The organism is Microbacterium sp. MMO-113 (assembly GCF_037148555.1).
Taxonomy (GTDB): Bacteria; Actinomycetota; Actinomycetes; order Actinomycetales; family Microbacteriaceae; genus Microbacterium.
On record NZ_JBBCTD010000002.1, the window covers coordinates 221,643 to 244,873 of the forward strand.

Here is a 23,231-nt window from a genome sequence, read left to right on the forward strand (position 1 = left end):
CTAAGAGTTTTAGATCCGCCGAGCGCTCCGAGCGATGCGGAGCCGGAAAGAGCGCCATCTCACGGCGCTCCGCATCGTTCAGCTCTCTACTCAAACCCACCCGTCAACCGCCCGTGCATCGTCCCGCTCGAGTCATTCATCCCGACGATCTCCACCGTCTTCCCCAGGCTCGCGTACTTCGTCTCGATCGCATCCAGTGCCGCAACGGTCGACGCATCCCAAACGTGCGACCCGGACAGATCCACGACCACCCGGTCGGGATCCTCCGTATAGGAGAACAACGTCGTCAGGTCATTGCTCGAGGCGAAGAACAGCTCCCCCTCCACGACATACGTCACCACATCGCCCGCCGGCCCCGGAACTCGACGAACCGAAACGAAGTGCGCCACCCGCCGCACGAACAGCACCGACGCAACGAGCACCCCACCGACGACTCCCACCGCCAGGTTGTGCGTGATCAGCACCAGCACCACCGTCGCGATCATGACGAACGTCTCGCTCTTCGGCATCCGCTTCAGCGTCGACGGCCGCACGCTGTGCCAGTCGAACGCCCCGATCGCGACCATGATCATCACGGCGACGAGCGCCGCCATCGGGATCGTCCCGACGAAGTCTCCGAACACCACGACCAGGAGGAACAGGAAGATCCCGGCGCAGAACGTCGAGATGCGGGTTCGCGCGCCCGAGGCCTTCACGTTGATCATCGTCTGACCGATCACCGCGCACCCGCCCATGCCGCCGAACATCCCGGAGAGCACGTTCGCGACGCCCTGCCCCCACGACTCGCGCGTCTTGTTCGAGTGGGTGTCGGTGATCTCGTCGACGAGCTTCGCGGTGAGCAGCGACTCCATGAGCCCGACGAGCGCGACCCCGAGCGCGAACGGCGCGATGATCGTGAACGTCTCCCACGTCAGCGGGACGTTCGGGATGAACAGCGACGGCAGGCTCCGAGGCAGCTCACCCTGATCGCCGACCGTCGGCACCGTGATCCCGAACGCGAGCACGACGCCGGTCACGATGATCACCGACACGAGCGGCGCCGGCACGATCTTGGTGAGCTTCGGCATCACGAGCATCACGACGATCCCGAGAGCCACCAGCGGATACACGAGCCACGGCACGTCGATGAGCTGCGGGAACTGCGAGCTGAACACGAAGATGGCCAGCGCGTTCACGAACCCGACCATGACGCTGCGCGGGATGAAGCGCATCAGCGTCGCCACGCCGAGCACCCCGAGGACCACCTGGAAGATGCCAGCGAGGATGACCGTCGCGATGAAGTAGTCGAGGCCGTACGTCGGCGCGACCGGAGCGATCACGAGCGCCACGGCACCGGTCGCCGCGGTCACCATCGCGGGTCGCCCGCCGAGGAACGCGATCGACACCGCCATGATGAACGATGAGAACAGGCCGACCTTCGGGTCGACGCCCGCGATCACCGAGAACGCGATCGCTTCCGGGATGAGCGCGAGGCCGACGACGAGCCCGGCCAGCACTTCTCGCGTCAGCAGTCGAGGGTTCTTCAGGGCTTCGAGCACCGAGGGGTGGGCGCGATAACGGGCGCGGTCGTCGACCGTCGTTGCAGACATGGAGCTCCAGGGGAAGGCGCCTCACAGAAAGAGGCAGACGTTCCAGCCTATGACTGATGCGCAAGTCGCCCACCCCGCGCCCCTTCCACCCCACCCCTCACATCCGCCAGGATGAACACGACCGCCCCGAGAGGAGTCCCGCATGTCGTCGCTCGCCCCGTCCACCGCCCCGGAAACGGCACCCGCCGCGCTCCCCGGCGCCGTGGTCATCGCCGCCATCCGCCGCGTCCTCCTCTGGTCGCTGATCGTCGCGTTCCTCTACCCGGCGTTCATGAGCGGTAGCAAGGGCATCTGCCCTGGCGGGGTCGACGCGAACGGCGGGTTCGTCGACTCCGCGGGCCAGTCGGTCGACGAGGCTCCGCAGTGCATCCAGCTGACGCTCGCCCCGAGCCCCCTCGTCTACGTCGCCATCGCCGTCATCCTGCTGCTCGCACTGGGCCGCGTGATGAAGGCAGTCGACGAGCGCGGCGCTGCGGGCCCTGGAGTGGACCCTGCGCGGAGTCGGGCTGTTCGTGGTGATCGCGATCGTCATCTCGCACGTCTGGTTCGCGCTGATCCCGATCGAGCAGTTCACCGGCGACTCCTGGACCTTATTCAGCCCGTTCCCCTTCGGCTCGATCGACGTCGAGGTGACGCCGATGACGACCTCGTGACGGCTTAGTCGCGCCAGTCGATCCCGACGCCGGCGATCCGTCGCCCGGCCTCGTCGGCGGCGACCGGCTCGCCGACGTCCGCCCCGCGTTCGAGCGAGACAGCGGAGTGCACGATGGTGTCGGCGTACACGTGCACGAGGTTGTAGCCCTGCGCGGCGTCCTGGCCGCGGGTCGCACCCACGGGCTGCGCGAGGTCCTGCCCGTACGCGCTCGACGAGGCGACGGCCACGGGGATCCCGGCGAAGGTGCCGAACGACGGATGGTGCACGTGCCCGGACAGGATGCCTCGCACGTCCGACCCCCGCAGGACCGCGGCCAGCGCGTCCTGATCCCGCAGCTCGACCGTCACGGCGAGGTCGAGCACCGTCGGCAGGGGCGGATGGTGGATGAGCAGCAGCGTGCCCTGCGGTGCCGCCGTCGACAGCTCTCCCTCCAGCCGATCCAGCTGCGACGACGGCACCTCCCCCCAATGCGCGCCGGGCACCGTCGAGTCGACGACGATGACGCGCATCCCCCCGAACCACCGCACCTCGACGATCGGCTCGTCATCCGCCCCCGCGAGTCCGAGCTCCGATCGCATGGCACGACGGTCGTCATGGTTGCCGGCCGCCCACACGACCTCGCAGCCGAGCGCATCGGCGGCGGGCGCCACGAGCTCGCGCAGTCGCCCGTAGGCGGCGGCATCGCCCCGGTCCGTCAGGTCTCCCGTGAACAGCAGCGCGTCGGGACGGAGCCCCGAGGCGACGAGCCGGTCGAGCATCTCCGCCAGGTTCGCGTCGGCGTCGGCCCCGCTGCCGTACAGCGGCGACCGTTCACCCGGCAGGTGCGTGTCGGAGATGTGCACGAAGGTGTGCGACGGGCGAGGGTGTTCGGTGAGGATCATGTCTCTTCCTGGTCGGCGGACGGAGGCAGGTCGGGGCAGATGTCAGACGGCGGCGGCCGTGGAGCCCGGGACGAGCGTTCCCGTGAACGAGCGGCGCACGAGCGTCTCCGACTCGTCCGCAGTGAGCAGCTGCTGCATGGTCTCGACGGCGGCCGCGGCCACCGCCTCCACGGGAATCCGCAGCGTGGTGAGCCCGAGCAGGTCGGCGCCGGGCAGGATGCCGTCGCAGCCGGTGACGCTGACGTCCTCCGGCACGCGGAGCCCGGCCGCGCGGGCGGCGCGCATGACGGCGAGCTGCCGGTAGTCCGAGGCGCACATGACGGCGGTCGCCCCTGCGCGCACGGCGGCGAGGGCTTCGTCGACGCCGTCATCGGGACGCGCGCCGGCCGAGATCATCGTCACGGCGACGCCCGCCGCGGTCAGCACCTCCTGCATCGCGAGCGCGCGCAGGTGCTCCGGGTACGAGGCCTCGGGGCTTCCGGCGAGGACGACGACGGTCCGGTGACCGAGCGCCACGATGTGCTCCGCGAGCAGACGCCCGTGGCCCTCGTCGTCGTAGTGGGCGGTGTGGATGCGGCCCGCCGACTCCACGCGCCCGGCGCGCAGGATCGGCACCTGGTCGGCGAACGGCTCGAGCTGCGCCGCGGAGATGCCGCCGGTGGCGACGATGAGTCCCGCGACGCGCATGCCGAGCAGCCGGTGCAGCGCATTCACCTGCTTGGCGCCCTGTTCGTCGGCGCCGATCGTGACGGTCACGAGGTCGAGGCCGCGCTGATGGGCCTCTTCCTGCAACCGGGAGAAGAGGAGACCGTACGCGGGGTTGCTCGCGTCTCGCAGCATGAGGCCGACGGTGCCGGTGCGTCCGGCGGCGAGCTCGGCGGCCATCGTGTTGCGCACGTACCCGAGCCGCTCGGCCGCCTCCAGGATGCGCTCCTGCGTCTCCGGCGCGAACCGCCCCTCGCCCTTCAGCGCCCTGGTCGCCGTCGCGCGGGACACCCCGGCCGCCGCGGCGACGTCGCTGATCGTGACCCGCAGGGCGGGCGTCCCGGCCTCCGTCCCGCTCATGCGCGCTGCTTCCGTCGGCGGGGCGCTCCGGCGCGCGAACCTCGTCCATACACGAGATACATGGTGACACCCATGATGATCATGAGCAGCACGGTGTAGACGAACGTGATGGGCATCGCGTCGAGGTTGTTCTCTCCGCGCGTGCTCTCCTGGATCGCGACGCCGAGCGGCTTGTACAGCGGGTGGTAGAGGAAGATCGCGGCGTCGTAGTCGTCGAGCAGGCTGTTGAAGTTCAGAGCCGTGATCGCGGCCGCGGTCGGCAGCACGAGGGGGATGAGCACGCGCCGGAAGGTGGTCAGCGAGCGGGCGCCGAGGATGCGCGACGCGTCTTCCAGGGAGTCCGGCACGGACGCGAACCCGGCCTTGAGCAGCCGCAGCGTGAACGGGATCTTCACGCAGATGTACGCGACGAGCAGCAGCACCGGCGTTCCCGTGAGCACCATGTTGCCGACGAGGGGCTGCGGGGCGTCGAACGCCATCACGAAGGCCAGCGCGATCAGCACGATCGGCAGGATCCACGGGATGTGCAGCACGTACTCGATGGCCGTGGTGAGCAGGTTGCGGTGCTTCTGCATCAGCCGCGCGACGAACAGCAGCCCGCCCACGACGATGACCGCGGCGAGGGCGCTGTAGACGACGCTCACGATGAACGGGCGGAGGGCCGCCGCGCTGGAGAACACGGTGATGTAGTTGTCGAGTGTGAAGCTGTCGAGCGTGATCGATCCGGCGAGGATGCTCCGCGCGTCCACGAACGAGAAGATCACGATGAGCACGACCGGGATGAGATAGATCACCCACAGCAGGTAGGCGACGACGTGCACGACGGCGTTCGCGAACGGGTTGCGGATCCGCTGCTTCTGGATCGGCGTCGCCACCTTCGCCACCGAGAAGTACACCCCCGACTTCTCGGCGCGGTTCATGATCGCGAGCAGGATGATCGTCGCGACACCGAGCACGATCGCCAGCAGCGCCGCGATGTCGCGCGTGATCGGGCTGCGCGACAGGTCGATGATGAGGGGTGCGACGGTCTGGAAGTCCGGCCCGCCGAGCACGAGGGGCGCGGTGAGGGCCCCGAGGCCGATGAGGAACGTCAGCACCGTGACCGCGAAGAGCATCGGCTTCATGACCGGCAGCACGATGCGGCGCAGAATCGTCCAGGTCGAGGCGCCCATGAGCTTCGCGGCCTCGATCGACGCGTAGTCCACCTTGCCGAGCGACGAGGACAGGAACAGCATGTGGTTCGTCGTCGTCGCGAACGTCATCACGAACACGACCGCGAAGTAGCCGGAGAACCAGTCCCGGTTCATGTCCGGCCAGATGTTCACCATCAGGTTCGTGATGAAGCCGAATTTCCCGTAGATGAAGTTGTAGCCGGCGGCGAGCACGATGCCGCCGTAGATCAGGGTCGTGGCGTAGCCGAGCCAGAGGAGTTTCGCGCCGCGCACCTGGAAGTACTGCGTCACCAGCACGATGAACACCCCGACGACGTTGACCGTGACGGACAGCGTGATCGCGAGGAGGAAGCTGTTGCCGAGCGTCTTCAGCGCGCGCTCGCTGCCGAGCAGCTTCTCGACGGCGCGGATGCTGAACTGGCCGTCCGGGAAGAAGGTCGCGGCGAGCAGCTCGGCGTTCGGCAGCACGAGGAAGGCGGCGGCGAACCAGATCACGACGATGCCGGTCACCCAGGCGAGCGGTGAGCGGAGCATCGCGCGCACGCTGCCGGGCCGTCCGCGGCGGAGGCGGGGCTTCGTCGCGGTGCCCGTCTCGGCGGCCTCGGTCGTCAGGGCGCCGGGCGCGTCGGTCATGGCCGCGGACGGCGGCGGCACCGGGCGGGAGTCGTTCTGCGGAGCGCTCATGTCACGCCGCCGGGTACTGCAGGATCCACCGCGGATCGACGTCGATGCGCACGGCGTCGCCGACGCCCCAGCGGTGCGCGCTCGCCGCGGCCGGCACGCTCACCCGAAGCGTCGCATCGGCCGCCGACACCGTGTAGACGCTGTGGCTGCCGTGGTACGTGCGCTCCGCGACAGTGCCGTCGAGCGACGCCGGGCCGCCGGCGGTGGCCTCGGACGGCGATGCCAGGTGCAGCTTCTCCGGACGGACGTAGCTCTCGGCCGTGGCGTCGAGGCCCGCACCGATCGCGACGAGCTGCGCGGGGCTGAGGCGGTTGTTCTCGCCGATGAACCGGCAGACGAAGGGCGTCGCGCTGCGGTCGTAGATCTCCTCCGGCGTGCCCACCTGCTGCAGCGTCCCGGCGTCGAGCACGGCGATGCGGTCGCTGAGGGTGAGCGCCTCCTCCTGGTCGTGGGTGACGTACACGGTGGTCACGCCGACCTCGTGCTGCAGCTCCTTGAGCTGTTCGCGCAGCTGCACGCGGAGCTTGGCGTCGAGGTTCGACAGCGGCTCGTCGAGCAGCAGGATGCTGGGGGTGAGCGCGAGCGCCCGGGCGATGGCGACGCGCTGCTGCTGGCCGCCGGACAGCTCCGCCACGTTCTTCTCGAGCTGCGACGCGGCGAGTCCGGTGCGGTCGGCGACCTCGTCCACGCGCCGCCGCTGCTCGGCCTTCGACACCTTCTGCACCGAGAGGCCGAACGCGATGTTCTCCCGCACGTTCATGCTCGGGAACAGGGCGTAGTTCTGGAACACCATGCCCACGCCGCGCTTCTCGCTCGGTACGCGGGTCACGTCGCGGCCGGCGATGTGGATGCGGCCTCCAGTGGGCTCGATGAACCCCGCGAGCGTGCGCAGGGCCGTGGTCTTGCCGCAGCCGGACGGACCCAGGAGGGTGAAGAACTCACCCTCCCGGATCTCCAGATCGAGGTGCGAGACCGCACGGTGGTCGCCGAACACGACCTCGACGTCGTCGAAACGGATCATCGTCTTCTCTCTCTGCCGGAGCGGCGGGACGGCTCGGCTCAGCCGATGTACTCGAGCGTGACCTTCTCGACCCAGGCGCCGAGGTTCTCGCTCACGAAGCCGAAGTCGATGTCCTGACGGTCGAGCGTGCCCATGAGCTCGACGACCTCGGGATTGGCCTTCTCGACCGCGCCCTCGTTCACCGGCATGGCGTTGAACTCCGCGGCGAACTCGCCCTGCACCTCGGCGCTGCCGAACCAGTCGATGAACTCCTGCGCCTTGTCCTCGTTGTCCGTGCCGTTGATCTGCGCGATCTGCTCGGTCACGTAGGGGACGCCGTACCCGGGAACGATCATGCCCGTGCTGGTGCCGTACTCCTCGTCGCGGGCGGAGATGCCGCTCGACGGCAGCACGCCGTAGTCCACCTCGTCGCGGGTGATGCGGGCGTAGAGGTCGGTGCCCTCCACGGCGGGGGAGCCGTTGGCGTAGTACGACTTCACCAGGTCCCAGCCCTCGTCGCTCACGCCGAGGTCGCCGTCCTCGTCGAGGTGACGGGTGAGGATGCTGGCGAGCACGAGCTGCGGGGTGGCCTGGCCGAGCGCAGGGTTCACCTCGTAGCGGCCGGCGAACTCCTCGTCGGTGTACAGGTCGTCGGGGTCGGTGGGCGCGTCGCTGATGCGGTTCTCGTCGTAGACCGTGACGATCGCCTGCTCCACGAGCGGCCAGAACACGCCGTCCTTCGGGTCACCGGCGTCTGCAGGGACCTCGCCGCTCCAGCTCGGCTCGTAGGCGGTGATGGCCTCTTCCGTCTTGAGCTGCTCGAAGAACATGTTGTTCAGGCCGAACACCACGTCGCCGACGGGGTTGTTCTTCTCCGCGATGATGCGGTTCGTCAGGTCGGCGCCGCCGAGGCCCACGATCTCGATGTCGATGCCCGCGTCCGCCGCCTTCTCGGTGATCCACTCACCGCGGCCGTCGCTGTTGGAGTTCGTGTAGACGATGAGGGTGTCCCCGGAGCCGCCGTCGCTGCCGCCCGCGTCTCCGTCGCCGCCCGCCGTGCATCCGGTGAGCGCGATCGCCGCCGCGGCCGTCAATCCGATGAGCGCCCAGCGCCTCTGCTGCCTGTCGGCCATGTTCGTCCCTTTCTCGCCTTCGAGGTGTGTCGATGCGACATTACCGGTTCTTGTGGTGAAGGCACAAAGATTGTCTGGTTTCGTGAGCGCGGTCGCGCGTCCGCACTCAAGATAGGCGCGCGGCGTGAACGCGAGGATGCGATGAGGTGAACGGGCGGGGGTCTGCGCCGGATCCGGACGCGAGATCCCCTGTCGGTCGGGCGGAATGCCGGCATCCGTTAGAACAAATCTTCGAAAGTCGGGCCACTGGAAGATAAAATGAAGCATGTCGAAAATGTCCGGGTTGCGCGAGGCGATGGATCGCCTCGACGAGGCGTGGAGCGCCTCGGGCGATGCGCTGGAGCTCTCCCGCGCGCAACTCGTTGACGTGGCCGACGCGATCGGACTTCTGCAGCGCCGGCTCGACGCACTGCACGTGGACGTGGCGGCCGGCATCGCTCGGGAATCGCGCGCGGAGCTCGGGGCCGACAGCCTGGCGAAGCAACGCGGGTACCGCACGGCGGCGAAGCTCATCGCCGCGATGACAGGCATCTCGACGGGAGAGGCGCAGCGTCTGGTGAAGGTGGGCGAAGCGACGGCCCCGCGGAGCGATCTGCTCGGCGCGCCGCTGCCCGCGCGGTACCCGCTCCTCCGGGAAGCGCTCGCGTCGGGTGCGCTCGGAGCGCCGGCGGCGGCACTCCTCGTCGCCCTTCTGGATCGCTGCCGAGTGGCCGCCGGGATGGAGCGCATCACCGAGGCGGAGCGCGTGCTGGCCGCCGCAGCCGAGGGGCTTGAGCTCGATGCAGTGCGCAAGCTCGTTCTCCGCGCCGAAGCGTGGCTCGACCCCGACGGCGTGGCGCCACGGGCGGAGGAGCAGCGCGCTCGGCGCGGACTGCGCATCTTCGAACGGGACGGCATGGTGCACCTGCACGCGCAGCTCGATGCCGAGACCGCGGCGCCGGTCGTCACCGCGATCCGGGGGCACATGTCCGCCGTCTTCGCGGCCCGCCTCGACGCCCCGGACGCCGGTGCGCCGGACGCGGATCGGCGGACCGTCGCGATGATCCAGGCCGATGCGCTGGCCCTCTTCTGCGCGCACGTGCTCGGGTGTGAGGGTGATCGGCTTCCGCTCGCGGGGGCGACGGTGATCGTCCGGGTATCGCTGGACGATCTGCAGGCGGGGGCCGGGTCGGCGACGATCGACGGGCTCGACCAGGTGATCGACATCGGCGCCGCGCGGCGGATGGCGGCCAGCGGCGGGATTATCCCGTGTGTCCTCGGCGGGGCGAGCGAAGTGCTCGACTGGGGTCGCGAGAAGCGCCTCTTCACCCGAGCCCAACGCCTGGCGCTCGCCGAACGGGACGGCGGGTGCGCGATGTGCGGGCTTCCCCCGGGGATGACGAAGGCTCACCACCTCCGCTGGTGGCAGCGCGACCGAGGTCCGACCGATCTCTCCAACGGGATCCTGCTCTGCGAGACCTGTCACCACCGCATCCATGACAACGGGTGGGAGATCGTCATCGAGGGTTCCGGTGTGGCCGGCCGGCCCTGGTTCCTTCCGCCGCGGTGGGTCGACCCGCAGCGCACACCACGGCTGGGCGGACGGGCGCGCTTCGATGTCGCGGCCTGAGTGCGGTGCGCAGGCACGCGAGTTCGGGCGCGGGGCGTTGTGGGGCTGTCAGCGGCGGAGGCGGGAGCGCACGCGTCGCGCGGTGCGTGCCAGGGCGTCACGCCAGGCGCCTCCGGGCCATTCCCGGTGCAGGCGCAGGCTGCCGTCGTCGTTCCGCACGAGTTCGACCCGCCGGCCCGCGAGAAGGGGCGAGCGGCCGAGGTGTGCGACCACGTCCGGGGCGGCCGTCAGTGGCGCCGTGAACACCCAGCCGGCCACGCGGACCGCGACCGACAGATCGGCGTCGCGCGCACCGTCCTCGCGGAACACCTTCATGGGGTCCACGGCGACGGGAACCGCGTCGAGGCGCTTCGGTCGGCGCCCGCCGACCTTGCGCTCCGAACCCGCGGTGGACTCCGCGGCCTGGCCCGGCTCCGGGGTGTCCTGCGCGACCACGTCGACCCGGTCGGCACGGCGCTCCTTGCGGGCGTTCAGGAGGCCCGAGGGAAGGTCCTCCGTCGTCGACAGCGGGAGGGACACCAGCCGGTCGGCGGAACCGACGGTCTCGAACACGAACGCCTCCTTGCCGTCCCGGAGCAGACGGACGCGCACCGTGAGCTGCAGGCCGCCGCGCGACCAGCGCGCCGCGGTCACGGTGGCGGTGCAGGTCGTCTCCGCTTCGAAGGCGGCGAAGGCGAGCAGGTCATCTCGGCGATCGGCGCGCAGCAGAGCGGCGCGGATGCGCTGCGGGAACGACAGCCCGGCGTCGACCCCCGGGCCGAAGCGCCGCTGCACGAGCGGCACCACCACATCCAGCAGGCGGTCGCGGTACTCCGCCGGGTACTTCACCATCCGGCGGCCGGCGATCCGGTTGAGGATCTTGCCGCGGAACCAGTGCCGCAGCAGTCGATCCCGCACCTTCCCCGGTTCGGTGTTCGCCTCGACCACGTCGAGCACGGTCTCCAGATGCGGGAAGTACGACTCCGGCTCGATGCGGGCCGAGCTCGCGCTCCCCGGCTCCTTCACCCATGCGTAGCAGGGCTCGCTCGCCAGGACCGAGATCGTGTCGGCGGCGAAGTACGCCTGCATCACGAAGAGATGGTCTTCGAGTCGCACCTTCCCGTCGGGGAAGCGGATGCCGTTCTCCCGCAGGAACGCCGTCCGGAACATCTTGTGCGGCGTCAGCATCTCCAGGATCGGGTCTTCCCCGAGCACGGCGTGCGGGATGTCGCGCTGGAAGATCTTGGCGGGCAGCTTGCGTCCGATGCCCACCTCTTTGCCGGCCACGACATCGGATCCGTGCTGATCCGCATAGTCGCACAGCCGCTCCAGTGCCCGCGGGTAGAGCCAGTCGTCCTGATCGACGAACTGCACGTACGTCCCCCTGGCCTCTTCGACGCCTCGGTTGCGCGGAGTGCCCGGCCACCCGGAGTGCGGCAGCGAGAGCACGCGCACATGGGGGCGATCCCTCGCGATGCTCTCGAGCCGCGCGGCCGTCTCCTCCCCGGAGCCGTCGTCGCAGAGCAGGACCTCGAACGCCTCCCGCTCCAGTGTCTGCGCGTCGAGAGATGCGATCAGGTCGTCGAACGAGGCCTTCGGCCGGAACACCGGCACCACCACGCTCACCCGCACGCGGCCGCCGGCCGCCTCGTCCCCGGTCGCACTGCTCATGGACGTCGTCCCCCTGTGATCATGGCTGGCCCGAATCTCCCCCGCCGGAGGTTCCAGCCAACCATCCCTTCCTGTGGAGCGCGCCAGGCTCGCGGTGGTCCCGGGTGTATGCCGACGCCGCGGAGGATCAGTGCAGGGTGAGACCGATCTCGAACGAGCGCCGCCAGGGGAGGGTCAGCTCCGCGATCCGCACGTCATCGGCGGGCAGCATCGACTCCAGCAGGGCCGTGAGCTCCGCACGGATGACGCGCTCCGCCGTCGCGACCTGCGCATCCTCGGCCATCGGGTAGATGTCGGGGAAGAGGGAGGGGCCCGCATCGGTGCGCACCACGGCCTGGTAGGCGAAATCGTCGAGCAGCCGCGTGAGCAGGGCGATCCGCGCGGCGCGCTCGTCGAAGGAGCCGGTGGCCCGGCCCACCACTCCGGCGGCGGCCACCGCGACGACGCTGCCGAGCGTGTTCCCGGCGGTGTTCCACCCGCCGAAGGCCTCCAGGCGCCCGAGCAGTCCGGCCGCGGACAGCGCGCGCACGAGCGCCTCATCCGCGCCGTTCGGGTAGCGCACGTCGGCCAGGGCCACGTGCTCCCCGGCGTCCAGACGCTCCCGCACGAGCGCGACCGTCCCCGCGACGGCCTCCGCGTCGACGACCTCCGGGCGCCCGCGGAACATGTCGTGCCGGTCGGGGTCCGGGGCGTGCAGCACGAGGGTGACATCGCCTCCCGCGGCGACCTCCTCGGCGCCTGCCGCGCGGATCTGCCGGCTCGCCGACGCCGCGAGCGACATGTTCTCGTAGGGCGGGATGCGCTCCATGCCGGCGGCGTCCGCGCAGGCGACCGAGAACGAAGCGGTCACCCCGGCGTTCGCCGCGAGGGCCCGGGCGACCAGCGCCGCGCCCACTTCGTCCGCCCCCGGGTACATCAGCACCTGGCGGCCCGACGGCAGCATCCGCATCCAGTGCCGGAGCCATACCTGCTCTGCACTGCCCGCCGCGAAGGGCGCGGTGTCATCGGCGGTGATCGCCAGGAAGTCGAGGGTCTCATCCTCCACGAGGCCGAGCGTGGAGAGGTTCACGATGTGGTTGCGCAGCCGCCGCGACGAGTAGTCGGAGACCACATCGGCCGGCACCGGGGTCAGTTCGTCGAGCGGCAGCACCTCGGTCTCGCCGAGCAGCCGGTGCGCGTCGCCGCCGAGCGCGTGGATCTCCTTGCCGTGCTCCGTCCAATAGGTCGGCTCCTCGGCCGCGGAGTAGGAGTTGCTCGCCCTGGTCACCAGCGACACCGCCGAGATCGGCAGGTCGGGCCGCATCCGCCGCACCTCGCGCAGCACGTCCAGGCGCGCCAGCACGTCGCGGGTGGTGTCGTGACTCATGCGGCTCGCGATGAGGCCCCCGTAGAGCAGCATGTCCACCGACACCACCAGGTGCACCGTGGCCGGGTCCGCGGCACGCTCGCGCAGCCAGGCACCCAGCCCGTCGGCGTCGCCCGCGGTCCGGTAGGAGGGGAGGATCGCGGCAGGCGGAACGTCGAGGGTCACCCCGGCAACGGCCGCGACGTCTCCCGGGAGCTTGACGTTCACTGGGCGGTCGTCGAGGGGCAGCAGCGCGATGCGAGGGCGGAGGATCGGGTCGGACACGAGGAGCCTTTCGTCGGTGAAGGGGTCGCAGATCGGGGATCAGGGGCGGGCGATGGAGACGAGATACGAGTAGCGGTCGCCGCGGTACACCGACTCGGCGTACTCGATCGGACGGCTGCGGGCGTCGTAGGTCGTGCGCTTCACGAGGAAGGCGGGGGAGAACGGCGGCGTCTGCAGCGCGGCAGCCTGCTCCTCGTCGAGGACGACCGCGTGGATCTCCTGGTCGGCGCGCACGGCGGTGATGCCGAAACGGGTGCGCAGGTCGTCGTAGAGCGAGTCGCCCTCGATGCCGTCCTCCAGGCCCGGCACCGCGTCGGCCGCGATCGAGCACACCTCCAGGCAGATCGGGATGTCGTCGGCGGTCCGCACCCGGCGGATCCGGACGACGGGCGACTGCGGGCTGAGGTTCAAGGCGTATCCTGCGGTCTGCCCGGCCGCCGCGGTGCCGACATCGACGGAGAGGGAGCCTGGTCTCATGTTCCGGGCGAGCATGTCCTCCGAGAACGAGGTCAGCTCGAACGCCTTGCTGATCCGCGAGGCGCTCACGAAGGTGCCCGCCCCCTGAAGCCGGTACACGAGGCCGTCCCGTTCGAGCTCGTCGAGGGCGCGACGCACCGTCTGCCGGTTCACCTCGAGCGACTCCGCGAGCTCGCGCTCCGTGGGCAGCTTCTCGTGGGGTGCGAGCCCCTGGTCGATGACCTCCTCCAGATGCCGCCGCACGCGTTCGTGCTTCGTGACGCCCTCGATCGCCGCCATGGTTCCCCCTCGTTTGGACTAACCCAATCTTGACGATCACGCGGGATTGTGTCAATGTCTCCTCTCAGCGGTTCTTAATTGGTCTATTCCAATCCTTTGCACGGTCAACGATGAGCGGAGAATCCCCATGCACGTGAAGCACAACATGCGCCGACGCGTCCTGGTCGCCGGGGCGGTGGGCACGGCGACGATCGTCGCCCTAAGCGGCTGCGCCGGCGGCGGCGGTGACGCGGACGGCCCCACCGAGATCACGTTCTCGTACCTGTGGGGAGGGGAGGAGGCGAAGGCGCTGGAGGCGATCATCGCCGACTTCAACGCCAGCCAGGGCGACATCGTCGTCACGGGCGTCTCCAGCCCCGACACCCAGAAGCAGCTCACGTCGATGTCGTCGTCGAACGGTTCCTTCGACATCTCCGACAACTTCGGCAACACCGTCGGCGCCTGGGCTTCGAAGGGCATCCTCGCACCGCTCGACGAGGCGATCGCCGCCGAGGACATCGATGTCGACGACTTCGTCCCCAGCGCCATGGAGCAGATGACCTACGACGGCAAGGTCTACTCGCTGCCGATCGCCATCCACAGCTTCCAGCTGCTCTACAACCCGCAGCTCCTGGAGGAGGCCGGGGTCACCCCGCCGACCACGATGGACGAGCTCGCCGCCGCCATCCCGAAGCTCACCAAGAAGGACGCGTCGGGCAAGATCACGCAGCTCGGACTCGGCTCGGCGAACGACAGCACCACCCTCACGACCCTCGGCTACGCGTTCGGCGGGAGCTGGGACGGCGACGACGGCCCGACCCCCGCGGAAGACGGGAACATCGAGGCCCTGCAGTGGTATCAGGACAACGTGATCGAGCCGGTCGGTGCCGACGCCATGGCCACGTTCGTGTCCGGTCAGGGCGAGTACCTCTCCGCGCAGGACCCCTTCTTCAGCGGCCAGGTCGCCATGATCATCGACGGCGAGTGGCGGTCGGCCAGCGCCGCCAAGATCGCCCCCGACTTCGAGTGGGGTGTGACCGCGATCCCCGCCGCCTCACCCGACCTGGAGAACAGCACGCAGGTCACCGCGAGCACCCTCTTCATCCCCGCGAACTCGAAGCACAAGGAGGAGGCGGCCACCTTCCTCGCCTACCTCGTGAGCGACGAGCCCATGGAGAAGTTCGCCGTCGCCCTCGGCAACCTCCCCGGCCGCTCCTCTCTCGCCGGCAGCGCCGCGTTCGACGAGCTGCAGGACTTCGGTGTCTGGGCGGAGGCCGCGTCCTCCCCGAACGCGAAGTCCCTGGCGAGCCGTCCGTACAGCGCCGAGTACGCGACCGACCTCGCGACCGCGTTCGACGAGGTCGTGCGACTGACCGCCACCCCGGAGGAGGCGATCGCGACCGTCGAGGAGCGCATGGCCTCCTACGCCTCGAAGTGAGCCGGTCCTCGTGACCACGGCAACAGCACCCCGGGTCCGGCAGGAGAACGCTCCTGCCGGACCCGGCGCTCCCGTCCGGCGGCGCCGCAGCCGCCGGACCACGCTGATCGGCCTGGCCTTCGCGTCGCCGTTCATCGTCGGCTTCCTGTTCCTGTTCGCCTATCCGATCGCGGCGTCGGCGTACTACAGCTTCACGGACTTCAACCTGTTCCAGGCGCCGGAGTGGGTGGGGCTGGACAACTACACCCAGATGTTCGCCGACGGGGTCTTCTGGAAGTCCCTCGCCAACACAGCCGTGCTCACGGTGTTCGGCGTGCCGCTCGCGATCGGCATCGCGCTCGCCGGCGCGCACCTGCTGAACACCCCCGTGCGGGGCCAGCCGCTCTATCGCGCGCTCGTGTATCTCCCGTCGATCGTGCCGGTCGTCGTCGGCGGCTACCTGTGGCGCTGGCTGCTGAACGCCCAGTACGGCTTCATCAACCACTTCCTGTCGTGGTTCGGCATCGAGGGGCCGGCCTGGCTGCAGCAGCCGGAGTGGACGAAGCCCGCCATCATCCTCATGTCGCTGTGGACCGTCGGCGGCACCATGATCATCTACCTCGCCGCCCTGCAGGAGGTGCCGAAGGAGCTGTACGAGGCAGCCGAGCTCGACGGCGCGGGGGCCTGGCGTCGCTTCACGAACGTCACCTGGCCCACGGTCTCCCCGGTCACCCTGTTCCAGGTGATCGTGAGCATCATCGGGTTCCTGCAGATCTTCACGCAGCCCTACATCCTGTCGCAGGAGCGCCTCAACCAGGCGGGCTCGGGGCCGGGGCAGTCGATGCTCTCCTACGCGATGTACCTGTACCAGAACGCGTTCGTGTTCCTGAAGATGGGCTACGCCTCCGCCATGGCGTGGACGCTGTTCATCATCACGCTCGCCGTGAGCCTCATCGTGCTCGCGACCTCGAGGAAGTGGGTCCACGATGGTGCACGCTGACATCTCCGCACCGGTGCGCCGGCCCCGCCGCACCCGGCGCACGCTCCGCCGCGTCCGGCAGCAGATCGCGGTGACGCTGCTCGCGCTGCTGTTCCTGTTCCCGCTGCTGGTGATGCTGTCGACCGCGTTCAAGACACCCGGCGACGTCTTCTCCTCCCCGCCCACCCTGCTTCCCGCGGAGTGGACCACGGCCAACTTCGCCGAGGCGTTCGCGCAGATCCCGGTGTGGCGCTACCTCGCCAACACGCTCTTCGTCTCGGGCATGAGCATCCTCGGCACGGTCATCTCCTGCCCCCTCGTCGCCTACGCGCTGGCGAAGGTGAAGTGGCGCGGCGCCCGACCGCTCCTGATCCTCGTGCTCGCCACGATGATGCTGCCGCCGCAGGTCACGCTGATCCCGCTGTTCCTCGTGTGGAACGGGCTGGAGGCGACGAACACCTACCTCCCGCTCATCGTCCCCGCGTTCCTGGGCACGCCGTTCTTCATCTTCATGATCCGGCAGTTCCTCCTCGCGGTGCCGGACGAGCTCATCGAGGCCGCCCGTCTGGACGGTGCCTCCGAGTTCCGCACCTACGCGACGATCGTGCTCCCGCTGGCGCGTCCGGCCATCGTGACCGCCGCGATCTTCCAGTTCGTCTGGGCGTGGACCGACTTCCTCAATCCCCTCATCTACCTCAACGACCAGTCCACGTACACGCTGTCGATCGGTCTGTACGCCTTCTTCGGGGAGAACGACGTGGCCTGGGGGCCCCTCATGGCTGCGTGCGTGATGTTCACCCTCCCGGCCGTGGCGATCTTCCTCCTCGGACAGAAGTTCTTCATCGGCGGTGCCAGTGCAGGAGCCCTCAAGTGACCCATGAATCCCTCGCCCTCCTCCGCGGCCGGCTCGTCGCCTCGGTCCAGGCCTCCGCTGGTGCCCCCGCGAGAGACACCCACGTCATCGGCGCGCTCGCCGAGTCGGCGCTGCTCGGCGGCGCGAGCGGCCTGCGGCTGAACGGGCCGGAGGACATCCGTCGGGTGCGACCGGTGACCGATGCGCCGATCATCGGGCTTCACAAGGTCTGGAACGGCGTCCGCAACGTCATCACCCCGGAACGCGCGCTCGCCGCGGGGCTGGCAGAGGCCGGGGCCGACATCATCGCGGTGGACGCCACGACGGAGCAGCTCGGCACGGACTTCCGGCTCATCGGGGAGGTCGCCGCGGCGACGGGGCGACCGGTGATGGCCGACGTGTCGACGGTCGCGGAGGGCGAGCGCGCCTGGGCGGCGGGGGCGGCGGTCGTCGGCACGACCCTGTCCGGCTACACCCCGCATTCGCCGCGTCAGGACGACCCTGACCTCGACCTCGTGGCCGCGCTCGTCGCCGCGGGGATCCCGACCATCGCCGAGGGGCGCTACCAGACCCCTGCGCAGGTGCGCGCGGCCTTCGACGCCGGGGCCTTCGCGGTCGTCGTCGGCGGAGCGATCACCGACCCGATTGCCCTCACGCGTCGGTTCGTCGCGGCGACGCCGGCCGCCCGGGAGCGGGTGTGATCGTCGGGGTCGACATCGGCGGCACGAAGATCGCCGTCGCCGGGTTCCGTGCGGAGCCGGGCGGGGCGCGCCGTCGCGCCACCGCCGTGCACACCCTGCCGACGCCGGCCCGGGAGGGTGGCGAGGCCATCGTGCGGGCGGTCGTCGAGGCGATCGATGCGATCCGCGGCGGGGAGCGGCTCGCGGCGGTCGGCGTGGGCACCGCGGGCGTGGTCGATCAGGACGGCGGCATCACCTCCGCGACCGATGCGATCAGCGGCTGGGCGGGCTTCCCGCTGCGTGCGGCGCTCGTCCGATCCCTCGATGCCCCGGTGGCGGTCGTCAACGACGTGCACGCGGCGGCGGTCGCGGAGGCCACGGCAGGGGCGGGCCGGGGCGCGCGTGGTCTGCTGATGGTCACAGTCGGCACCGGTATCGGGGGAGCCGTCGTCCTGCCGGACGGTCTCCGCGCGGGTGTGACCGGCACGGCGGGATCGGTCGGGCACACCGAGCTCTCCCTCCCTCCGGAGCTGGCCGGGCGTCGCTGCGGCTGCGGAGGGGTCGGGCACGTCGAGGCCGTGGCCTCCGGTCCGGCATTGGAGCAGACGTACCGCGAGCGCACCGGCGTGGCGCGCACATTGCGGGAGGTGGACGCGGCCGCTCGTGCCGGGGATGCGGTCGCCGAGGAGGTGATCGCGGAGGGTGCGGCGTTCCTCGGCCGCTCGCTCGCCGGGGCGCAGGCGCTCCTGGACGTGGAGGTCGTCGCCGTCGGCGGCGGCGTGGCGGCCATCGGGGAGCGGTATCTCGCCGGGGTCGCCCGCGCCTACCGCGCGGCGGCGATGCCGGGGCCGTCGACCGCCCACGTGCGATCCGCGGAGCTCGGGGTCGATGCGACCGTCACCGGGGCCGCGGTGCTGGCACCGGTCTGAGTCCGGATTCCCACCCTGCATTCAGCGTTAACGATATATCGTTGAGTATCGTTCACGACTGGGAGGTCATCATGAACAACGCATTCCCCTCCACCCCGTTCGGCGGCAGCGGCAACGGCAGCAACGGCGGCGACTTCGCCGGCGGCCTCGGCAACCTCTTCGGCGGCTCGCAGGGTCCGGCCGGAGCACTGTTCGAGGCGATGGACCAGCTCCGCAAGTCGTTCGAGTCGCGTCCCTCCGGCGGGTCCCGCATGGCCCGCGGCGACGTGCGCGCCGCCGTCCTCTCGCTCCTCACCGAGCGACCGATGCACGGCTACCAGATCATCAACGAGATCGCCGAGCGCAGCGGCGGCACCTGGAAGCCGAGCGCCGGCTCCGTCTACCCGACGCTCCAGCTCCTCGCCGACGAGGGTCTGATCGAGGCCGAGGAGCAGAACGGCCGCAAGACGTACGCCCTCACCGAGGCCGGCCGGGCCGTCGCCGCGGAGAGCACCGAGACCCCGCCGTGGGTGCCGTCCTCCGACAAGGACCGCAGCCGCGACGCCCGGTACAGCGCTCTGCCCAAGGCCGGGGTCGACCTTGCCGCCGCGGCCGCGCAGGTCGGGCGCAGCGGCTCGCCGGAGCAGGTGCAGCAGGCCATCGAGGTGCTCGACGAGGCCCGCCGTAGGCTGTACACGATCCTCGCCCAGGACTGACCGCGTCGTGCGGCGTCCGGCGCGGAACGGCGGAAGGATGACGCGATGACGGCAGCGGCGGCACAGGGTCCTCACCGAGCCCGGTACCGCCGCATTCTGTCGTTCGCGAGCCGTGAGTTCCTGAAGATCTGGTGGTTCGAGCTCGTCCTTCCGCGGTTCGGGCTGTCTTCCGTCGCGGAGCGCACGCGCACCCGCCGCATGCAGCGGTTCGCGCGGCGGTTCCATACGCTCGCGGTCGAACTCGGCGGGCTCATGATCAAGGTCGGGCAGTTCATGTCCTCGCGCCTCGATGTGCTCCCGCCCGAGATCACGGCCGAGCTGGAGGGGCTGCAGGACGAGGTCCCCGCCGTGCCCACCCCGCAGATCCGGGCGCTCGCGGAGGCCGAGCTGGGCATGCCGCTCGAGCGGGTGTACACCTGGTTCGACGACACCCCCGTCGCGGCCGCGTCCCTCGGCCAGGTGCACCGTGCCCGGCTGTCGGCGCTCGACGCGGAGGACACCGGGCTCGACGAGGTCGTCGTCAAGGTGCAGCGCCCGGGCATCGACGAGATCGTCGCGGTCGACCTCGCCGCCCTCCGCCGGGTCGCGCGGTGGCTCACCCGGGTCCGGATCGTGGCCGACCGCGTGGACGCCCCCGCCCTCGTGGAGGAGTTCGCCGTCACGAGCATGGAGGAGATCGACTATCTCCACGAGGCCCGCAGCGCCGAGCGGTTCCGGGAGAACTTCGCCGACGACCCGCGCGTCGCCGCCCCCGAGATCGTCTGGGAGCGCACGACCCGCCGGGTGCTCACGCTGTCCGACGTGACGGCGATCAAGATCAACGACACCGCGGCGCTCCGGGCGGCCGGCATCGACCCCTCCGCGGTCGCCGACGCTTTCGCCGAGGTCATGTTCGACCAGGTCTTCACGCACCGGTTCGTGCACGCCGACCCGCACCCCGGCAACATCTTCGTCACGCCCGTCCCTTCGACGGGCTCAGGGGTCCAGGGGGGCTCAGGGACCCCGGGCGGCTTCCGGCTCACGTTCATCGACTTCGGCATGATGGCGGAGGTCTCCGACAACCTCCGGCAGGGACTTCGGACCCTCCTCATCGCGGTGACCGCGCGGGACAGTCGCGGCCTCGTCCGTGCGGCGAAGGAGATCGGCGTACTCCTCCCCACGGCCGACACCGGCGAGCTGGAGCGGGCGCTGACCGCCCTCTTCGCGCGCTTCGGCGGGATGGGGTTCGCGGAGCTGAGCCGGGTGGACCCGCGGGAGTTCACCGACTTCGCCGAGGAGTTCGGCGACATGGTGCGGCGCCTTCCGCTGCAGCTCCCCGAGGACATGCTGCTCCTCATCCGGGCCGTGTCCCTCACCTCCGGCATGTGCAGCGGCCTCGATCCCGCGTTCAACGTGTGGGACGCGGCCGAGCCGTACGCCGCGCGGCTGCTCCGCGACGAGTCCGGCACCCTCATGCAGGACATGGCGCAGCAGGCGATGGCGAACGCGGCCACGACCTGGCGGCTCCCGAAGCGCATCGACGACATCATCACCCGCGTCGACGACGGCAACGTCTCCTTCGACACCTCGCGTCTGGAGCGCCGCCTCGACCGGCTGGAGGGTATCGCGCGGCGGATCGCCTCCGGCGTGCTGTTCGCCGCGATGCTCATCGGCGGGGCGCTGCTCGTCGGTCCGGTCCCGCCGCTGGGTATCACCCTGCTGTGGGTCTCGGTGCTGCCGCTGCTGGGCGCCCTCTTCCTGGGTCGCCGCCGCCCCCGCTGACCCGCCAGGCCCCGCCCAGATCCCGCCGGGCGGCCCCGCCAGAACAGGCGATCGCGCGGAATCAGGCGCTCCCGCGCCGGGGGTGCCTGATGTCCCGCGTCCGCCTGAGCCCGCACAGGTGGAAAGATGGTCTCTCATGGACACGCCTGACGAGAAGCCCACCGAACGCTCCGCAGGATCCCCGACCCGTCCGCGCACCGACGCCGTCGTGACCGGGACGCACCGCCAAGCCGCGAAGGCCTCCGAGACCGCGCGCAAGATCGTCCGCGACATCACGACGGTCCCGCCGCGCAGCGTGCACCCGGCGCTGGTTCCCGGGGTGTCGGTGGAGGAGACGGGGCGCACCTACCGCACCGACCCGCTCGTGTTCGGCGTCGCCGCCGCGTTCGCCCTCGCCTTCATCGCGTGGGGCGTGTTCGCGGGGGACAACCTCGCCGGCACCACGAGCACGGTCCTTGCCTGGGTCGTGGAGTACTTCGGCTTCTTCTTCACGACCATCGCCACGATCATCCTCGTGTTCATGCTGTTCGTCGGCTTCAGCAAGTACGGGCGCATCCCGCTCGGCCGCGACGACGAGGAGCCCGAGTTCTCGATGTTCTCGTGGATCTCCATGCTCTTCGCGGCGGGCATGGGCATCGGCCTGGTGTTCTGGGGCGCCGCCGAGCCGCTGACGTTCTTCGAGAACCCGCCACCGGGCACCGTCGAGGCGAACACCCTCGAGGCCATGCACACGGCGCAGGCCCAGGTGCTCTACCACTGGGGTCCGCAGGCCTGGGCGTTCTACGCGCTCGTCGGTGGCGCCATCGCCTACGGCGCCTACCGCCGCGGGCGCACGCCGCTGATCTCCTCGATCTTCGCCCCGCTGCTCGGCGAGAACCGCACGACGGGTCCGGTCGGCCGCACGATCGACATCTTCTCCATCATCGTGACGCTGTTCGGCACGGCCGCCTCCCTCGGTCTCGGGGCGCTGCAGATCGGCCACGGTGTCGAGCTCGTCAGCGGCATCGGCCCGCTCGGCAACGGCATCCTCATCGCGGTGATCGCGGTGCTCACGGCGTGCTTCATCGCCTCCGCTGTCTCCGGCGTCTCCAAGGGCATCCGGGCGCTGTCGAACATCAACGCCGTCGTCGCGATCCTGCTCGCGTTCTTCGTGTTCTTCGTCGGTCCGACGCTGCTGATCCTCAATGTGATCCCGTCGGTCGCCGTGCAGTTCCTCGGCGATCTGCCGACCATGATCGGCCGCTCCGCATCGCAGGGCGAGGCCGCGCAGGCCTTCCTGTCGAGCTGGACGATCTTCTACTGGGCGTGGTGGATCTCCTGGTCGCCGTTCGTCGGCATGTTCATCGCGAAGATCTCCCGCGGACGCACCCTCCGTCAGTTCGTGTCGGTCGTCATCGTGGTGCCGTCCGCCATCTCGCTCGTGTGGTTCGCGATCTTCGGGACCACGGCGATCCAGCAGCAGATGGACGGCGCAGGGCTCACCGTCGACCCGCCGGAGGAGGTGCTGTTCGGGGTGTTGGAGAACCTGCCGTTCCCGCTCATCACCAGCATCGTCCTCATCCTCCTCATCGCGATCTTCTTCATCACGGGCGCCGACTCGGCCTCGCTCGTCATGGGCACGCTGTCCCAGCAGGGCCGCCCGGAGCCGTCCCGCTGGGTCGCGGTGGTCTGGGGTGTGCTGGTCGGTGTGATCGCGGCGGTGCTGCTCGTCAGCGGCGCCGAGGGCAGCGGACTGCAGTCGCTGCAGAACGCCACGATCATCGCGGCGCTGCCGTTCGCGATCATCATGACGTTCATGATGATCGCGTTCATGAAGGACCTGCGACGCGATCCGCTGATCCTACGCGACCGCTACGCCCGGGCCGCCGTCCGCCACAGCGTCATGGCCGGGCTCGAGGAGTACGGCGACGACTTCGCCCTCGTGCCCGTCGAGTACGACCACTCGGAGGACGACCTCGCCTGGATCGACGAGGACACTGTCGATGACACCCTCGCCGAGGTGTACGAGGCCGCGACCGAGGCGATCGACATCATCCCGCCGGCCGAGGTGGACGCCGCCGTCGATGCCGAGATGGACGCCCCTGCCGACAAGGACTGAACGCGAGAGCTCAGGC

At 70.1% G+C, this 23,231-nt stretch carries 19 protein-coding genes; 10 read left to right on the top strand and 9 right to left on the bottom strand.

Annotated elements, in window-relative coordinates; translation table 11 throughout:
* Nucleotides 1-86: 86 nt before the first annotated feature.
* Nucleotides 87-1,589 carry a SulP family inorganic anion transporter gene (locus tag WFJ36_RS07940; RefSeq protein ID WP_336643069.1) on the bottom strand — a complete coding sequence of 501 codons (1,503 nt, stop codon included), beginning with the start codon at nucleotides 1,587-1,589 and terminating at the stop codon, nucleotides 87-89.
* 142 nt (nucleotides 1,590-1,731) lie between these two features.
* Here WFJ36_RS07940 and WFJ36_RS07945 point away from each other — a divergent pair, with 142 nt between their 5' ends.
* Complete coding sequence (locus WFJ36_RS07945; RefSeq protein WP_336643070.1) at nucleotides 1,732-2,250, top strand: hypothetical protein; 519 nt, start codon at nucleotides 1,732-1,734, stop codon at nucleotides 2,248-2,250.
* Here WFJ36_RS07945 and WFJ36_RS07950 read toward each other — a convergent pair.
* The 5 genes from WFJ36_RS07950 to WFJ36_RS07970 are packed head-to-tail and all read right to left on the bottom strand — an operon-like array spanning nucleotide 2,247 to nucleotide 8,179.
* The gene (locus WFJ36_RS07950) at nucleotides 2,247-3,125 is read right to left on the bottom strand and encodes a metallophosphoesterase (RefSeq protein ID WP_336643071.1); all 879 of its coding nucleotides are present in this window, start codon (nucleotides 3,123-3,125) and stop codon (nucleotides 2,247-2,249) included. The genes WFJ36_RS07945 and WFJ36_RS07950 overlap by 4 nt on opposite strands.
* A gap of 42 nt (nucleotides 3,126-3,167) precedes the next feature.
* Entirely contained in the window at nucleotides 3,168-4,190 is a 1,023-nt protein-coding gene (locus WFJ36_RS07955; RefSeq protein ID WP_336643072.1) for a LacI family DNA-binding transcriptional regulator, read from the bottom strand.
* Nucleotides 4,187-6,046 carry an ABC transporter permease gene (locus tag WFJ36_RS07960; protein ID WP_336643073.1) on the bottom strand — a complete coding sequence of 620 codons (1,860 nt, stop codon included), beginning with the start codon at nucleotides 6,044-6,046 and terminating at the stop codon, nucleotides 4,187-4,189. The genes WFJ36_RS07955 and WFJ36_RS07960 overlap by 4 nt, the downstream gene beginning before the upstream one ends.
* Before the next feature lies 1 nt (nucleotide 6,047).
* Nucleotides 6,048-7,067: an ABC transporter ATP-binding protein gene (locus WFJ36_RS07965; RefSeq protein WP_336643074.1), complete on the bottom strand. Its 1,020-nt coding sequence runs from the start codon at nucleotides 7,065-7,067 to the stop codon at nucleotides 6,048-6,050.
* A 38-nt stretch (nucleotides 7,068-7,105) separates the two neighbouring features.
* The gene (locus WFJ36_RS07970; RefSeq protein ID WP_336643075.1) at nucleotides 7,106-8,179 is read right to left on the bottom strand and encodes an extracellular solute-binding protein; all 1,074 of its coding nucleotides are present in this window, start codon (nucleotides 8,177-8,179) and stop codon (nucleotides 7,106-7,108) included.
* A gap of 265 nt (nucleotides 8,180-8,444) precedes the next feature.
* Here WFJ36_RS07970 and WFJ36_RS07975 point away from each other — a divergent pair, with 265 nt between their 5' ends.
* Complete coding sequence (locus WFJ36_RS07975; protein WP_336643076.1) at nucleotides 8,445-9,788, top strand: HNH endonuclease signature motif containing protein; 1,344 nt, start codon at nucleotides 8,445-8,447, stop codon at nucleotides 9,786-9,788.
* A 48-nt stretch (nucleotides 9,789-9,836) separates the two neighbouring features.
* On the opposite strand, the gene WFJ36_RS07980 is transcribed toward WFJ36_RS07975, so the two are convergent.
* The 3 genes from WFJ36_RS07980 to WFJ36_RS07990 form a co-directional block, all read right to left on the bottom strand.
* Nucleotides 9,837-11,438 carry a glycosyltransferase family 2 protein gene (locus WFJ36_RS07980; protein ID WP_336643077.1) on the bottom strand — a complete coding sequence of 534 codons (1,602 nt, stop codon included), beginning with the start codon at nucleotides 11,436-11,438 and terminating at the stop codon, nucleotides 9,837-9,839.
* 127 nt (nucleotides 11,439-11,565) lie between these two features.
* Nucleotides 11,566-13,068, bottom strand: coding sequence for a DUF4127 family protein (locus WFJ36_RS07985; protein WP_336643078.1), 1,503 nt, complete (start codon nucleotides 13,066-13,068; stop codon nucleotides 11,566-11,568).
* 39 nt (nucleotides 13,069-13,107) lie between these two features.
* Nucleotides 13,108-13,824, bottom strand: coding sequence for a GntR family transcriptional regulator (locus WFJ36_RS07990; RefSeq protein ID WP_071327886.1), 717 nt, complete (start codon nucleotides 13,822-13,824; stop codon nucleotides 13,108-13,110).
* Between the two features lie 127 nt (nucleotides 13,825-13,951).
* On the opposite strand from WFJ36_RS07990, the gene WFJ36_RS07995 reads away from it, so the two are divergent.
* The 8 genes from WFJ36_RS07995 (at nucleotide 13,952) to WFJ36_RS08030 (ending at nucleotide 23,215) form a co-directional block, all read left to right on the top strand.
* Nucleotides 13,952-15,241: an ABC transporter substrate-binding protein gene (locus WFJ36_RS07995; RefSeq protein ID WP_336643079.1), complete on the top strand. Its 1,290-nt coding sequence runs from the start codon at nucleotides 13,952-13,954 to the stop codon at nucleotides 15,239-15,241.
* A gap of 10 nt (nucleotides 15,242-15,251) precedes the next feature.
* Nucleotides 15,252-16,220: a carbohydrate ABC transporter permease gene (locus tag WFJ36_RS08000; protein WP_083391638.1), complete on the top strand. Its 969-nt coding sequence runs from the start codon at nucleotides 15,252-15,254 to the stop codon at nucleotides 16,218-16,220.
* Nucleotides 16,207-17,073, top strand: coding sequence for a carbohydrate ABC transporter permease (locus WFJ36_RS08005; RefSeq protein ID WP_025104068.1), 867 nt, complete (start codon nucleotides 16,207-16,209; stop codon nucleotides 17,071-17,073). Before WFJ36_RS08000 ends, WFJ36_RS08005 begins: the two co-directional genes overlap by 14 nt.
* Complete coding sequence (locus WFJ36_RS08010; RefSeq protein WP_292790472.1) at nucleotides 17,070-17,753, top strand: N-acetylmannosamine-6-phosphate 2-epimerase; 684 nt, start codon at nucleotides 17,070-17,072, stop codon at nucleotides 17,751-17,753. Before WFJ36_RS08005 ends, WFJ36_RS08010 begins: the two co-directional genes overlap by 4 nt.
* A complete protein-coding gene (locus WFJ36_RS08015; protein ID WP_336643080.1) occupies nucleotides 17,750-18,661 on the top strand; it encodes an ROK family protein in 912 nt (303 codons plus the stop codon). Before WFJ36_RS08010 ends, WFJ36_RS08015 begins: the two co-directional genes overlap by 4 nt.
* Before the next feature lie 71 nt (nucleotides 18,662-18,732).
* Nucleotides 18,733-19,356 carry a PadR family transcriptional regulator gene (locus tag WFJ36_RS08020; RefSeq protein WP_247641783.1) on the top strand — a complete coding sequence of 208 codons (624 nt, stop codon included), beginning with the start codon at nucleotides 18,733-18,735 and terminating at the stop codon, nucleotides 19,354-19,356.
* Nucleotides 19,357-19,401: 45 nt separating this feature from the next.
* A complete protein-coding gene (locus tag WFJ36_RS08025; protein WP_336643081.1) occupies nucleotides 19,402-21,117 on the top strand; it encodes an ABC1 kinase family protein in 1,716 nt (571 codons plus the stop codon).
* A 136-nt stretch (nucleotides 21,118-21,253) separates the two neighbouring features.
* Nucleotides 21,254-23,215 (top strand): BCCT family transporter, encoded by a 1,962-nt coding sequence (locus WFJ36_RS08030; RefSeq protein ID WP_336643082.1) that lies wholly within the window; start codon nucleotides 21,254-21,256, stop codon nucleotides 23,213-23,215.
* Nucleotides 23,216-23,231 lie beyond the last annotated feature (16 nt).